The sequence below is a fragment of the Bradyrhizobium sp. LTSPM299 genome, from assembly GCF_000938235.1.
GTDB lineage: Bacteria > Pseudomonadota > Alphaproteobacteria > Rhizobiales > Xanthobacteraceae > Bradyrhizobium.
Genome location: NZ_JYMU01000049.1, coordinates 642,665 through 656,924, shown reverse-complemented (window position 1 = coordinate 656,924; position 14,260 = coordinate 642,665). Strand labels below are relative to the sequence as shown.

At 61.5% G+C, this 14,260-nt stretch carries 14 protein-coding genes and 1 pseudogene; 9 read left to right on the top strand and 6 right to left on the bottom strand.

Annotation, left to right across the window (positions count from 1 at the left end; genetic code table 11):
- Window positions 1-1,582: ATP-binding protein (locus tag UP10_RS26285; protein ID WP_044590053.1), on the bottom strand; the 1,582-nt coding region annotated here is incomplete at its 3' end.
- 279 nt (window positions 1,583-1,861) lie between these two features.
- Here UP10_RS26285 and UP10_RS26280 point away from each other — a divergent pair.
- Window positions 1,862-3,160 (top strand): epoxide hydrolase family protein, encoded by a 1,299-nt coding sequence (locus UP10_RS26280; protein WP_050043811.1) that lies wholly within the window; start codon window positions 1,862-1,864, stop codon window positions 3,158-3,160.
- Window positions 3,161-3,296: 136 nt separating this feature from the next.
- A complete protein-coding gene (locus UP10_RS26275) occupies window positions 3,297-3,716 on the top strand; it encodes an Ohr family peroxiredoxin (RefSeq protein ID WP_044590146.1) in 420 nt (139 codons plus the stop codon).
- 351 nt (window positions 3,717-4,067) lie between these two features.
- Here UP10_RS26275 and UP10_RS26270 read toward each other — a convergent pair.
- Window positions 4,068-4,681, bottom strand: a pseudogene (locus UP10_RS26270) (cell envelope biogenesis protein TolA).
- A gap of 144 nt (window positions 4,682-4,825) precedes the next feature.
- Between UP10_RS26270 and ligD the strand changes: the two are divergent.
- Window positions 4,826-5,773 carry a non-homologous end-joining DNA ligase gene (gene ligD / locus UP10_RS26265; protein ID WP_044590052.1) on the top strand — a complete coding sequence of 316 codons (948 nt, stop codon included), beginning with the start codon at window positions 4,826-4,828 and terminating at the stop codon, window positions 5,771-5,773.
- Between the two features lie 32 nt (window positions 5,774-5,805).
- Here ligD and UP10_RS26260 read toward each other — a convergent pair whose 3' ends face one another.
- The 4 genes from UP10_RS26260 to ku form a co-directional block, all read right to left on the bottom strand.
- The gene (locus tag UP10_RS26260) at window positions 5,806-6,261 is read right to left on the bottom strand and encodes a metallophosphoesterase family protein (RefSeq protein WP_044590051.1); all 456 of its coding nucleotides are present in this window, start codon (window positions 6,259-6,261) and stop codon (window positions 5,806-5,808) included.
- Window positions 6,258-6,761, bottom strand: coding sequence for an NUDIX hydrolase (locus UP10_RS26255; protein WP_044590050.1), 504 nt, complete (start codon window positions 6,759-6,761; stop codon window positions 6,258-6,260). Before UP10_RS26255 ends, UP10_RS26260 begins: the two co-directional genes overlap by 4 nt.
- A gap of 68 nt (window positions 6,762-6,829) precedes the next feature.
- Window positions 6,830-7,492 carry an HAD family hydrolase gene (locus tag UP10_RS26250; protein ID WP_044590049.1) on the bottom strand — a complete coding sequence of 221 codons (663 nt, stop codon included), beginning with the start codon at window positions 7,490-7,492 and terminating at the stop codon, window positions 6,830-6,832.
- Between the two features lie 342 nt (window positions 7,493-7,834).
- Window positions 7,835-8,758 carry a non-homologous end joining protein Ku gene (gene ku, locus UP10_RS26245; RefSeq protein WP_044590048.1) on the bottom strand — a complete coding sequence of 308 codons (924 nt, stop codon included), beginning with the start codon at window positions 8,756-8,758 and terminating at the stop codon, window positions 7,835-7,837.
- Between the two features lie 144 nt (window positions 8,759-8,902).
- On the opposite strand from ku, the gene UP10_RS45960 reads away from it, so the two are divergent.
- From UP10_RS45960 to dinB, 6 genes are all read left to right on the top strand, one after another.
- On the top strand, window positions 8,903-9,298 hold the full coding sequence (locus tag UP10_RS45960; protein ID WP_245321855.1) for a hypothetical protein: 396 nt from the start codon (window positions 8,903-8,905) through the stop codon (window positions 9,296-9,298).
- Between the two features lie 36 nt (window positions 9,299-9,334).
- Complete coding sequence (locus UP10_RS26235) at window positions 9,335-9,784, top strand: hypothetical protein (RefSeq protein ID WP_044590046.1); 450 nt, start codon at window positions 9,335-9,337, stop codon at window positions 9,782-9,784.
- Window positions 9,785-9,845: 61 nt separating this feature from the next.
- Window positions 9,846-11,909, top strand: a complete 2,064-nt coding sequence (locus UP10_RS26230; RefSeq protein WP_044590145.1) for an ATP-dependent helicase — start codon at window positions 9,846-9,848, stop codon at window positions 11,907-11,909.
- A gap of 15 nt (window positions 11,910-11,924) precedes the next feature.
- Window positions 11,925-12,350 carry a thermonuclease family protein gene (locus tag UP10_RS26225; protein ID WP_044590045.1) on the top strand — a complete coding sequence of 142 codons (426 nt, stop codon included), beginning with the start codon at window positions 11,925-11,927 and terminating at the stop codon, window positions 12,348-12,350.
- 56 nt (window positions 12,351-12,406) lie between these two features.
- Window positions 12,407-13,132: an SOS response-associated peptidase gene (locus UP10_RS26220; RefSeq protein ID WP_044590144.1), complete on the top strand. Its 726-nt coding sequence runs from the start codon at window positions 12,407-12,409 to the stop codon at window positions 13,130-13,132.
- Entirely contained in the window at window positions 13,129-14,235 is a 1,107-nt protein-coding gene (gene dinB, locus UP10_RS26215) for a DNA polymerase IV (protein ID WP_082077250.1), read from the top strand. Before UP10_RS26220 ends, dinB begins: the two co-directional genes overlap by 4 nt.
- The last annotated feature ends 25 nt before the right edge of the window (window positions 14,236-14,260 follow it).

Sequence of the window (14,260 nt, the reverse complement as noted above, 5' to 3'; positions counted from 1 at the left end):
CGGCGTTACCTTCCGGAGAAAAGCACCATTCGAGTGCGGCCCGAACATTGTTGATGGCCGCGAAATGTGAAGCGCGTTCGATTCCACTTGATGAGGTCGACCATTCCTTTCCGCTCTGCTCCAACCAGCGGCGAAAGTAGGTCGCATGCCGTATCGACAGGTCGGTAGCATCGGCGGCGTCAATGCCGATCTCACGGGCGTAATCGCGCGTTGTGTCGAGAAGCCGGTAGCGCATCATCGCCCCCAGGGGGTTCGTTGCCACGATCGATTTGGCGACCAGGCTATCTACGGCGCCAAGGACGGTCGACCTGTCGAGAGTAGCGCCGGTAACGACCTCCAGCGCCGCATCCAGGGTGAAATGGCCAACGAATACGGCGAGCCTGCGGAGCACTATACGCTCCAGTTCGGTCAGGAGCCCGAAGCTCCAATCCAGCGTGGCCTGCAGTGTCTTTTGCCGCGGTGGAGCGGTTCGCGACCCCACCCAAAGCAGAGTCAGGCGTTGATCGAGAAGGGTCGCGGTTTGTTGCAGTCCATGGGATTCGACGCGTCTGGCCGCCAGTTCGATCGCGAGCGCCACACCGTCAAGCTTTCGACAGATGCTTGCAACGATCAGGACTTCCGCATCGCTGACGTCCAAACGCGCGCCACTGGCCGCTGCGCGCTCCATGAACAGCTGTGTGGCCGGGAACGCCCGGACCGCCGCCGCCGTAAGCCCCGGATCGTCCGGCGGACAGGCCAGCGCATCCAATCGGTAGATATGCTCGCCATCTACCCGAAGCGCTTCGCGACTCGTCGCGAGAATGTGGACCTGCGGCGCTGCATCGATGATGCGTGCCGCCAGCGGCGCCACCGCTTCGACGAGATGCTCACACGTATCGAGGATCAACAGAATTCGCTTGTTGCGCAGGTAAGCGATCAGACTGGGCGTCGCATCGTTGGATTGAACCGATAGCCCAAGCATGGAGGCCATGCCTGTCGTGACCAGGGTGGGATCGCTGAGCGTTCCGAGGTCGACGAACAGCAAAGCACCCGAGAAAGCATCGACCAGGTGATGACCGACCGCTATCGCAACGGTGGTTTTGCCGACGCCGCCGGCGCCGACGATGGTGACAAAGCGCGAGGCGTTCAGCTGAGCCGACAGCTTCAGAATATCGTCGTCCCGGCCAACCACCCGGCTTTGGCGGCTGGGAAGATTGGCGTGCGGAAAAATGCTTGCGACGATGGGCGTGTCACCGCGCTGACCGGCCGACCGCGAGACTGGCGCGACGAAGCAATAACCCCTGCCGGGGAGAGTTGCGATGTATCGGGCGCCAGCCTTTCCGTCACCTAGCGCCTTACGGAGGTAAGTCATATGAAACCGCAGGCTTCCTTCCTCGACGATGACGTCGGGCCAAACCTGTGCCAACAATTCCTTCTTGCCGACAATTTCGTTGGGATGGGACAGCAAAACGACGAGGATATCGAGTGCCCGCGCACTCAACTCGATCGGTGTACCGTCGTTGGTCAGAAGCCTCTCGCTGACGATGAGACTGAAAGGACCAAAGGATATGACTTCCTTGGTCCGCGCGGCCGCTGCGATCATGGCGTCGCCTCTCGAAGCCATCCGGTCCGGTCCCAGCTCCACCGGCATTCTAGGCGAAGAGCCCGCCCCAGGCATAGCGCCAAGGTCCGGTAGGCGGCCAGAGACCAGGGGCGCAGCCCGGTCGCGAGCACTAACAACCCCTAACAACCCATAGCGGGCTAATGCGCGGACTTTGGCGCAATCTTTCCTGGCAGCGAGGATGACGGATGACCGGCTCTTCGCAGGCGTTCAAGCGAACTGCGGCCCTTCCAACCCATTAGCAAATCGAGGAGAATCCACATGTTGACGACAGAAACAAATAGCCCCGTCGCCGGTGATCTCGGCCTTCCGTTCAGAGCCGCCGCGATGGCCGACACAGCCAGTTCGCGGGCCATCGACACCGTCGGGGCCTTCGACAAAAATGCCATCCGTCCTTTCCACATCCACTTTCCAGAGGCAGCCCTCGTCGATCTGCGCCGGCGCCTGGCGGAAACACGCCTGCCAGAGAACGAGACGGTTACCGACTTCTCCCAGGGCGTACCGCTCAAGACCATCCGCCAACTTCTGCGCTACTGGCAAGTCGACTACGACTGGCGCAAGGTCGAGGCGCGGCTCAACGCCGTGCCGAACTTCATCACCGAAATCGACGGTCTGGACATCCACTTCATCCATGTCCGCTCCAAGCATGAAAATGCACTGCCGCTGATCGTGACGCATGGCTGGCCCGGTTCGGTGGTGGAGCAACTGAAGATCATCGGGCCGCTCACCGACCCTACCGCTCATGGTGGCAGCGCTTCGGACGCCTTCCACCTGGTGATTCCGTCGATGCCCGGCTACGGGTTTTCCGGCAAGCCGACTTCGACCGGCTGGGGGCCCGAACGGATCGCGCAGGCTTGGACCACTCTGATGAGGCGTCTCGGCTACAAGCACTTTGCCGCACAGGGCGGCGATTGGGGTGCGATAGTTACCGATATGCTGGGCGTGCAGGCGCCGCCGGAATTGGTCGGCATCCACACCAACATGCCCGGCGCGATTCCTGCGGAGATCGACCAGGCATCGTTTTCTGGTGCGCCGGTGCCGTCTGGTCTCTCTGCCGAAGAGACAAGCTCCTACGACCAGCTCGTTTTCGTCTACAAGCATGTCTATTACGCCTTCTGGATGGCGTCGCGCCCGCAAACACTGGCGGGGTTTGCGGACTCGCCGATCGGCCTCGCGACCTTCCTGATCGACCACGACGCGCGCAGTCTGGAACTCATCGCGCGTTCGTTTGACGGACAAACCGAGGGTCTGACACCGGACGATGTCCTCGACAATGTCACGCTGTTCTGGCTCACCAACACAGGTGTTTCGTCAGCTCGGCTCTACTGGGAGAACAAGCTGCCCTTCTTCAGTCCGAAGGGCGTCAAAGTCCCAACTGCCGTGAGCGTCTTCCCGGACGAACTGTACCAGACGCCCCGGACGTGGGCAGAGCGGGCCTATCCCAATCTCATCCATTACAACAAGGTGGAAAAGGGCGGTCATTTTGCTGCCTGGGAGCAGCCAAGGCTTTTTACCGAAGAGCTTCGTGCAGGCTTCAGATCCCTCCGCAAATCGGCTTGAAGACTACGGCGAGCGCATTGTGCGCGCCGACCAGATCTATCAGCCGCGCCAGACCAGCAACGACCGAAGGCTCGCGCGCACCGTGCCCGCGAGCCTCAAGACCGTTCTACAGGCCACTATCAAAAAAGAATGTAACATGGACCAAATCGTAAAGGTGCTCCACACCGCCAAGACCAGAACCACGGGAGACCGCGAACAGGGCGCTTCGCGCAGCTCCGACGGCCTGCTCGACATCAGGCTTTCGATGCCCGGCTCGGCGCGGATCGGTACCAACCCGGAGCAGCTGCTGGCAGCTGGCTGGTCAGCTTCTTTCGCGAATGCGATCGCGCTTGCGGCCCGCAAATGGAAAATCACGCTGCCAGCCAAAGTTAGCATCGATGCAGAGGTAGACCTGAACCTCGGTGATGGCGGCTACTCACTCAGCGCTCGGCTCAACGTGACGATCCTGGGTTTGGAGCGCAGCGTGGCAAAAGGACTGGTCGATGAAGCGGAAAATACCTGTCCGTTCTCAAGAGCAACGCGCGGCATCATTGAGGCAACGATCAAGCTAGTCTGAGCAAGATAATTCCGCGAAGTTGCAACGGGGATGCTACTGACTGCGCACTGAACTGGCACCGTCTCAAAGAGTAAGCGAGCTTTGGCCCTTAATGTTAGATGTCCGCTCAAACTCGAAAAACTCGGTCTGACCATCTTTCTTCCGGGTTATCATCGGATGCTGCCTCATGCATCCAAGAACGGGCGACGATCAACTTCCGCTTCGGGGCAATCGCTACACGAGCGACGGAGCGGCAAGTCCGGCCACGTCAGTTATACCGCCAAAAGCGGAAGCAGAGCATAAGCCGCTCCGTCATAGGCCAATGTGGGTTGATGGCGCTGCTCGTGGGTGCCGCCGACCAAGAGCCGTTGACTAACCCCGCGCGCGCCGCAACGCGGCTTTCAATCGTCCCTTCTCCTTATCCCAGCGGGCTTGTTCGGTTTGCGATCTCTTCTCAAGAGCCTCGACCTCGGCCTGGATCGCCTCGGCTCTCTTTGCGTGCTCCTGCTCGGCCTTGTCCAAGGCAGCCTGTGCCTTGTCGACCGCCTGTTGACGGCGTTCACGCTCTTTCTGCCTGGCGGTCTCTTCCTTCGCCCGTTCAAGCTCGCGGCGCCTCTGTTCCTTTTCGAAGGCGAGAGTGGCCTTTCGCTCCGCCACCTTGTCGACGGGGCGAGAGGAAGGCCTTTTCGCCCTAATACCTTTCGACTTGCGGGCGGCTTTCGTTGGCCCGGTACCGCCGAGAGCGGTGGGCAGCTTGGCATGTTCGCCGAAGGGTCCATCGGATCCAACGGCGCGCCTGAGAACAACGCCGGTTTCTCCATCGCCGCGGCAATCACGTCCGGATCGTCACTTTCCTTCGCCGCGCCCTGATGGAAGAGATTGCTGTCGGCCCCCCACGCTTCCAGAGCCGCTTTCATCGATGGAGCGGCGATCGCCAGATCGAAGAAGCCCAGCGAAGTCTGATAGGTTTTCAGTTTTCTGGCCATCGGCCTGATCCGCCCTCCCCGATCGATCGTCAACGTCGCGCACGCCACGGCGCCTGCGGAACACGACGCGGCCTCGAAGCGTTCCCTCATCCTTGAAGGACTTCCGTGCATTTCGCAACGCGCTCTTAAAAGGATTGGCCTCGCATGAGCCGGACGTCGACCCTGCCCAAGCGCCTGCAGCCGATGCTCGCCACGCTCACCGACGCGCCGTTCGACGATCCCGGCTGGGTTTTCGAGGACAAGTACGACGGCTTCCGGATGATCGCGGAAATCCGGCGGGGCAAGGTTGCGCTCTACAGCCGCAACGGCAAGATCATCAGCCGCAGCTATATGGAGGTCGCCAAGGCGCTGGAGGGCGTGAAAGGCGACGCCGTGATCGACGGCGAACTCGTTGCGATCGGAAAGGACGGCGTCTCGCATTTCCAGCTGCTTCAAAACGCGCTGCGCCATGAAGCAAAGCTCCTGTATTGCGTCTTCGATCTCATGTTTGAGAACGCAGTGGACTTACGCAAGCAGCCTCTCCTCGAACGCAAGAAGCGGCTGAAGGCGATTCTGCCGCGCGACAAGCTGATCGCCTTCAGCCGTCACCGCAAAGAGGACGGCACCAAATTCTTCGCCGAGGCAGAGCGGAAGGGTTTGGAAGGCGTCATGGCGAAGCGCGCCGACAGCGCCTATACGTCTGGAAGCCGGACCCCGGATTGGCTGAAGATCAAGACGGCAAAGCGGCAGGAAGTGGTGATCGCCGGCTTCACGGCGCCCAGGCGCACCAGACCGTTCTTCGGCGCCCTGGTCCTCGCCGTGCGGGAAGACGATGCATGGCGCTACATCGGACATGTAGGCACTGGCTTCAGCCACAAGGTCCTGGAAGATCTCCATGCCAAGCTCGTGAAGCTGACGGCTCCTAAATCACCCTTTCCTGCCAAAGTGAAGGACGAAGCCGCCACGACGTGGGTCAGGCCCTCGCTGGTTGCCGAGGTCAAGTTCGCGGAGTGGACGGGCAAGGGCGAACTGCGCCAGCCCGTCTACCTCGGACTCAGGTCCGACAAGCGAGCGAAGGATGTCGTGCGCGAACGAGAACGTTCGCGTAAATAGCGATTCCACCGCGGCGGTGCGTTCAGTCGCCTTCAAAGGTCGTGGATTTCTGGTCGTATGCCCTCAGGCGTGACTTCGAGCGTCGCAAGCGTGATCGGCAGCCTGAAGCGCCGTCGTCCCGCGCTGCCGGGATTCAGATAGAGAATGCCCCCGACCGTGTCGATCTTCGGTACGTGGGAATGCCCGGAGACGATCACGTCGATGCCGGCGCCGGGATCGACCTGCAACGTCTTCAGGTCGTGCAGAACGTAGATCGCCTTTCCCGCCAGGCGCACCAGTTTCGTGTCGGGGTATTCGCGGGCCCACTCACCGCTGTCCACGTTTCCACGGATAGCGGTGACGGGCGCGATCCGGCGAAGCGCGTCGATTATCTCGGGACGCCCGATGTCGCCGGCATGAATGATGTGATCGACGCCCGTCAGGCGTCGTTCCGCCTCGGGCCTCAAGAGGCCGTGCGTGTCTGAAATGATTCCAATCTTGAGCGTCATTTTCCGGTGCTCTCACCCGCGATCGCCAAAAGACGATCGAGAAGCTCGATTTGTCCGGATAGCATCTTCGTTCGTGCGAACTCGATATCGAACCATTCCGCGCGGTCGACTTCGGGAAAGTTCTGTCGCCGACCGCTCCGGGGCGGCCATTCGATATCGAACGTATTGCTTCCCAGTGCCGCCGGGTCAAAATGGCCCTCTCCGGCGAATGCAATGACGCGTTTCCCTCCTCGCTGGCGAACCTCCCCTAAGGCCTGCAGCCGATCAATCGAGGCGCTGGTGCCAAGTTCCTCGGCAAACTCACGTCGCGCGGCCTGCTCTGGATCTTCCGCGGCATCGAGTTCACCCTTCGGGATGGACCAGACGCCATCGTCCTTGTTGCGCCAGAACGGACCGCCGGGGTGAACGAGCAGAACCTCGAGCCCGCGAGCGCCTTTCCGGTAGGCCAGAATGCCAGCACTCAACGTCGATCGCCTGGATGTCTTTGCCAGCACTGCCATATCGCTCCTATTTTGCGATGCAATCGAGCGCTGATCAACAGCGCAGGATTCTGAGGTACGACGTTTGGCTATTTGCGCAGCAAGGAACGTTCGAAACAGGCTAGTAGCGCAGCAGGCCCCGGATACACCTCGACGCATCCGGCTTGCCTCAGCGAACTCTCAGCAAACCCGCCGCAAAGCACGCCGATGGTCGCGATGCCAACCTTCCCCGCTGCTTCGGCATCGTAGGGCGTGTCACCGATGGCGACGGTGTCGGCGCCTTCGAGCTTGAGCTTCTTGAGAACGATCTCGAAGATGTCAGGCGCTGGTTTCGATTCTTCTACGTCATCGGAAGAGGTTTGCAGGTCCACTAGGTCGGCGATGTCTGCGATATCGAGGTACTTCTTGACCTCATCTTTCTTGGCCGAGGAAGCAACTGCGATCTGAAGTCCAGTATCGCGCACGCGCCGGAGCAGTTCCGGGACCGCCGAGAAGGGACGTACGAGCGGCAGATATTCGGTTTTGAAACGATTGCCGCGCCACTCTTCCAGCTCTTTGCCGTGGTCTCGTTGTTCGTCAGCGGACAGGAAGACCGGAATGAGCTTGTCTCCGCCCTTGCCGATCTGGCCTCTCACCTGTTCGAAACTTACATCGTGGCCAAACTTGAGCATGGCTTCCTGCCAAGCCAACGCGTGGAGGTCCACCGAGTCCAAAAGCGTGCCGTCGAGATCGAAGATTGCGGCTTTTGGCAATTCACAGTCCTCCCTGGTCGGGGCGAGCTAGTTTCGCATACCAATCGGCATAACGTGTGTTCTTCGCCATGTGCCGGTTGAAATCTGGCGATCCGTCGTCCCACCACGGGACCGCGCTCGCCGAGTGCCTGCTTGACCTCGTCCACGACCCGATGCGCCGTTGCTTCGGCGTCCGGATCGGCCGCTTTCCTGGCGCCGCGTACCGCCCGCCGGGCCTCCATCAGCCGACCGACGAGCTCGGCTCGCTGGGCCTCGTCGAGACCGGGATTCGCCATCCGCCAGAGCCTGCGGCGGACGACGAAGCAGCGACCGTCCGGCGTCACCGGGTGCTTCACGATAAGCTTAAGCCGACTTCCGCTGCGGTTTGGCGGCCGGCTTCTTCGCCGCGGCCTCCTTCGCTGGCTTCTTCCCGGCGATCGGCATCAGCATCTCTTTCTGACCGCTTGCGACCTTGCGTGCCTTCTTGGCCGGCTTGGATTCCTCTACCGCCTTTGCTCCGCTAATGCTCTTGCGCAGCGCGTCCATCAAATCGACAACGTTTTCGCCACGCGGCCGCTCTTTCGCGGTGATGGGTTTGCCGGCGCGCTTCTGGTTGATGAGATCGAGAAGGGCGGTTTCGTACTGGTCTTCGAACTTGTCCGGCTCGAAGTGGCCCGCCTTCTGGTTGACGATGTGCCTGGCGAGATCAAGCATGTCCTTGGTGACTTTGACATCCTGGATGTCATCGAAATATTCGTCCGCAGAACGCACCTCGTAAGGATAGCGCAGCAGCGTCCCCATCAGGCCCTTGTCCATCGGCTCCAGTGCGATGATGTGTTCGCGGTTGGTCAAGACAACGCGCCCGATCGCGAGCTTGTTCATCTCGCGGAGCGTTTCGCGAATGACCGCGAAGGCGTCGTGCCCGACCTTACCGTCGGGAGTGAGGTAGTAGGGACGGATCAGATATCGGGGATCGATCTCGCTGCGGTCGACGAACTCGTCAATTTCGATGGTCCTGGTCGATTCCAGCGCGACGTTCTCGAGCTCTTCCTTGGTCACCTCGATGAAGGTGTCGGTGTCGACCTTGTAGCCCTTGACGATGTCCTCGTTGGCGACCTCCTCGCCAGTGTCGGCATCGACCTTGGCGTACTTGATGCGATGGCCGGTCTTCCGGTTGAGTTGATTGAAGGAGACTTTTTCGGATTCCGACGTGGCCGGATAGAGCGCTACCGGACAGGTGACGAGGGAAAGACGAAGGAAGCCTTTCCAGTTCGCGCGGGGGGCCATGGCGGGGAACTCCGATACTGATGCTGGATTCAAGACGAACGGGCCGGCTTGGTTCCGACAGCGCGACCTTTCCAACAGGAGGATTTTTTCAATAAGCAGGCTTGATCGGACTCGACTTTTGTTCTCTTTATGTTCTAATTCGGAATGTCCGACCGACCCGCGAGCTGGCGCATGCCGACCCCAAAGCAGATGGAAAAGCTGGCCGCTGAAGGCGGCCGCAGGCCGGGCCCGTCCGCTGCGGCTCCGGATGCTCCCCTCCCGGCGGAATACTGGGAATCGGTCCTCAAAGACCCTCGTGCCAGCGCGACCCGGGACCAGATACGGCTGAGACGCCTTTCGGAAATTCAGCGTCACGTACTGCGCGTCTCCTGCCGCCGCTGCGAGCGGACAGTGGAAATCCAGGCCGCTGACGCAGTCCGATTGTATGGCGCCAACGCGGTCTGGAAGGATGTGGCGCAGCGACTGCTCGACAACACCTGCCAGCAGCGCACTGGCAGACACGAAGAAGACGGGTGCTGGCCGGGATTTGATATGACCTAGCCCGCACCCGAGTTTGGTCTGCGCTTGGATGTCCGGATGGCGCCAAAACACCACCCCACGCCGCTGTCAGGCGGAGACCGAAAGGCTCTGACGAAGGAATTGGGGAAAGCACGCGCGATGACCGGCATTCTGGCTGCGCAATCAGTTGAGATGCGGGCCAAGGGCGCTGCGCTGATCCAGCAGGCCGATAGGTTGCTCTGTGAAAGCTGGAACGAGCGGATGTGGAGCGATGGCGAGCCGATCGACCCCTCGCCAACAATTGACCAGGCTATCAACGGCGGCTTTCCCTGGCTGGAAATCCAGTGTTCACGGTGCAAGACCCCGAACGATGTCGATTTGGCAGCCCTCAAGCATCCGCCGACCACCTTTGTGCACGATCTTGCGAGCCGTCTGCGCTGCCGCAAGTGCGCCAAGGCCGGGCGGCGCCCCTCCGCGACCTTGCTCCAACTTGGTTGGCAGCCGCGTCACCCTCGTGGGGAAGTCTAGGTTGCGATCACAGCAGGAATCATTGACCGTCGTTTATTCCAACCATGAACGGACGCCCCAGGTGCAGACGGCAACCGCCTACCTCGAAGCCCTCAATCCCGAGCAGCGGCGTGCGGTTGAGCACGGCCCCGTGGGAGGATTGGCGGCGGCGCCATTGTTGGTCATCGCAGGAGCGGGGTCCGGAAAGACCAACACCCTCGCCCATCGGGTCGCCCATCTGATCGTTCAGGGTGCCGACCCGCGCCGGATCCTGCTGATGACGTTTTCACGGCGTGCTGCGTCCGAAATGACCAAGCGCGTCGAACGCATCGCCCGCAAGGTGATGGGCGACAACGCCGGCGTCATGACGGACGCACTCACCTGGGCCGGCACCTACCACGGCATCGGCGCCCGGCTGCTGCGCGAGTACGCCGAACAGATCGGCCTGGACCCGGCCTTTACGATTCACGACCGCGAAGATTCAGCCGACCTCATGAACCTGGTCAGGCATGAAAAGGGATTCTCCAAGACGGAAAGTCGCTTCCCGACCAAGGGCACCTGCCTTTCAATCTATTCGCGATGCGTCAATGCCGAGATGCCGATCGAGCAGGTCATCGGCACGTCGTATCCTTGGTGCGCCGGGTGGGCGGCTGAACTTAAGGAACTGTTCGCGGCCTACGTCGAAGCCAAGCAGAAGCAGAACGTCCTCGATTACGACGACCTCCTGCTCTATTGGGCGCAGATGGTCGGCGACGCCGGCCTGGCCGATGACATCGGCGGGCGCTTCGACCACGTCCTGGTCGACGAGTATCAGGACACGAACCGCCTGCAGTCCTCGATCCTGCTGGCGCTCAAGCCCGGAGGCCGAGGCCTGACGGTCGTCGGCGACGACGCCCAATCGATCTACTCGTTCCGCGCCGCGACCGTGCGCAACATCCTCGACTTTCCCGACCAGTTCTCGCCGCCGGCGAACATCATCACGCTTGACCGCAATTATCGCTCGACGCAGACAATTCTCGCCGCCGCCAACGGCGTTATCGGTCTCGCCAAGGAGCGCTTTACCAAGAACCTCTGGACCGAGCGGACATCCGGAGCCAAGCCGCAACTCGTCGCCGTCCGCGACGAGGCCGACCAGGCCCGCTTTATCGTCGAACGGATCCTGGAGAACCGCGAGTCCGGTACGCTCCTCAAGGAGCAGGCCGTGCTGTTTCGAACGTCCAGTCACAGCGGTCCGCTTGAAATCGAACTGACGCGCCGGAACATCCCGTTCGTGAAGTTTGGAGGACTGAAGTTTCTCGATGCCGCCCACATCAAGGACATGCTGGCGCTGCTGCGGTTTGTCGAAAATCCGCGCGATCGTGTCGCCGGATTCCGTCTGCTGCATCTATTGCCCGGCATTGGCTCTGCCACTGCGCAGCGCGTGCTCGACCGGATGGCTGAGGCCGCCGACCCGATCGCAGCGCTCGCGGGCATTCCGACGCCGCCACGCGCCGGCGATGATTGGAAGGGCTTCGTCGAGACCTTGGGCAATCTCCGATATTCGGAATGGCCCGTCGATCTCGAGCGTGCGCGGCTCTGGTACGAACCACATCTCGATCGCATCCATGAAGACGCCGAGACCCGCCGGGCTGATTTGCTCCAGCTTGAGCAGATCGCTTCCGGGTATCCTTCGCGCGAACGCTTCCTGACTGAGCTCACGCTGGATCCGCCCGACGCGACCAGCGACCAAGCCGGCGTGCCGCTGCTCGACGAGGACTATCTGATCCTTTCGACGATCCACTCCGCCAAGGGCCAGGAGTGGAAGTCGGTCTATCTGCTCAACGTCGTTGACGGCTGCATGCCTTCCGATCTCGGTGCCGGCACCTCGGCCGAGATCGAGGAGGAACGTCGTCTGCTCTACGTTGCCATGACCCGCGCGAAGGACGACCTCCATCTGGTCGTGCCGCAACGCTTCTTTGTGCACGGCCAGCACGCGCAGGGCGATCGCCATCTCTATGCCTCCAGGACGCGCTTCATTCCCGAAAAGCTGCTGGGTCTGTTCGAGAGGACTTCCTGGCCGATTGTGCCTGCCGGTACTGCGGCGCGCACCCCCGGCCAAGGGCCAACGGTGGATATAGGCGCCCGCATGCGGGGAATGTGGCGGTAGCCGGGAGATACCGAAATGAGATTGCTCATCGCCATCGTCGCCGCATCCGTTTGCTCCCCGGCGATAGCGGCTGACTACCTGGGGAAAGTTCTAGCTGTGTCCGACGGCGACACCTTCACCATGGAAGCCGATGGCGCCAAGGTACGCGTGAGGATCTGCGGAATCGACGCACCCGAACGCGGGCAAGCTGGTTACGGACAGGCCGCCGGCGTGCTGTCGAGCATGATCGAGGGCAAGACGGTCCATTGTCTGCAAGTGGGTGAAGGCACCGTCTGCGACGGGCGGTCCCGACCTACCAGCCGGGACCGCATCGTGGCACAGTGCTTCCTCGACAAAGTCGACATCGCGGAACAGATGACCAGGTCCGGCACCGCGTGCGACTGGCCCAAATTTTCCGGCGGCAGGTACAAGATCAGCGACGCCACCTGCTCGCGCAAATAGGATTCGACGCCGCTCAAAGGCCGTTCGTGCGGCCGTCCAAGCAGAACGAGACCCCCGTGTGCAATCTCTACTCGATCACCACCAACCAGGCCGCCATCATCGCGCTGTTTCGAGTGATCAACCGGTATGTCGGCAATCTGGCGCCGATGCCCGGCGTGTTTCCCGATTACAAGGCACCGATTGTGCGCAACGGACCCGAGGGCCGCGAACTCGCCACGGCGCGGTGGGGCATGCCATCGTCATCAAAGGCGCTGATGGACGCCACCAAGAAACGAGCCGAAAAGCTGCAAGCCAAGGGCAAGCCGGTCGACTTCAAGGAATTGCTCCGGATGGAGCCGGACGGCGGCACGACCAACATCCGCAACGTGAAGAGCAAACACTGGACGCGATGGCTCGGAACCGAAAACCGCTGCGTGGTGCCGTTCAACTCCTTCAGCGAGTTTAACAAGGTCGAAGGCGGCGATATCTGGTTCGCGCTCGATGAGAGCCGTCCCCTCGCCTGCTTCGCCGGGATCTGGACCAACTGGACCTCCGTCCGCAAGGTCAAGGAGGGCGAGACGACCAACGACCTCTACGCGTTCCTCACGACAGAGCCGAATGCCGAGGTCGGCGCCATCCACCCCAAGGCGATGCCCGTGATCCTGACAACGCCGGACGAGGTCGAGACCTGGATGACGGCTCCTCCGGACGAGGTCTTGAAGCTGCAACGGCCGCTTTCGGACGGGTCGCTCAAAATCGTCGCCCGCGGCGCCAAGGAAGATCCGGCCGGGCAGACAACGTGACCATCGAGGACGATGACGACCAGGCAGTTCCCCCGGGCCGCCAGCGCAAGATTATCCACGTCGACATGGACGCCTTCTACGCGTCCGTCGAGCAGCGCGATAATCCGGATCTCCGCGGCAAGCCGGTCGCCGTCGGTGGATCCCAGGAGCGGGGCGTCGTGGCGGCAGCCAGCTATGAAGCCCGCAAGTTCGGGGTGCGGTCGGCCATGCCCTCGGTAACCGCCAAGCGGCAGTGTCCAGATCTGATCTTCGTCAAGCCGCGCTTCGAGGTCTACAAGGCGGTCTCTCAGCAGATCCGTGAGATCTTCGCAGAGCACACGCCGATCATCGAGCCACTGTCGCTGGACGAGGCCTACCTCGACGTGACCGAAAATCTGCAAGGCATTCCGCTGGCACGGGACGTCGCGTTGGCGATCCGTGCCAAGATCAAGGAAGTAACCGACCTCAACGCTTCGGCCGGCATCTCCTACAACAAGTTTCTGGCCAAGCTCGCCTCCGACTACCGCAAGCCGAACGGCCAGTACGTCATCACGCCGGAGATGGGGCCGGCGTTCGTCGAAACGCTGCCCGTCGGCAAATTCCATGGCATCGGGCCTGCGACCAGCACCAAAATGAACGCCCTAGGTCTCTACACCGGCCTCGACATGCGCAACCAGTCGCTCGAATTTATGCAGACAAACTTCGGGAAGGCCGGAAGCTACTACTACTGGATTTCGCGGGGCGTCGACAACCGCGAGGTCCGCGCCGACCGGATCCGCAAATCCGTCGGCGCCGAAAACACGTTCTCCACCGACCTCACCGACTTCGACGCGATGGTCGTTGAACTCAAGCCGCTCATCGACAAGGTCTGGCGATACTGCGAAGACGCCGGCAACCGGGGACGCACGGTGACGCTTAAAATGAAGTTCAACGACTTCGAGATCATCACGCGCAGCAAATCCGTACCCATCGCGGTCTCGAACCGCAGCGAATTGGAACGTCTGTCTGTCGGTCTCTTGCAGAGCGAGATGCCGGTCCCGAAGCCAGTCCGGCTTCTGGGGATCTCGCTGTCCGCGTTGCACGGCGAATTTCAGGCCGAGCCGCAACTGGCTCTGCCGATCTGACGGTACGGCGGATGACCACGGCTCC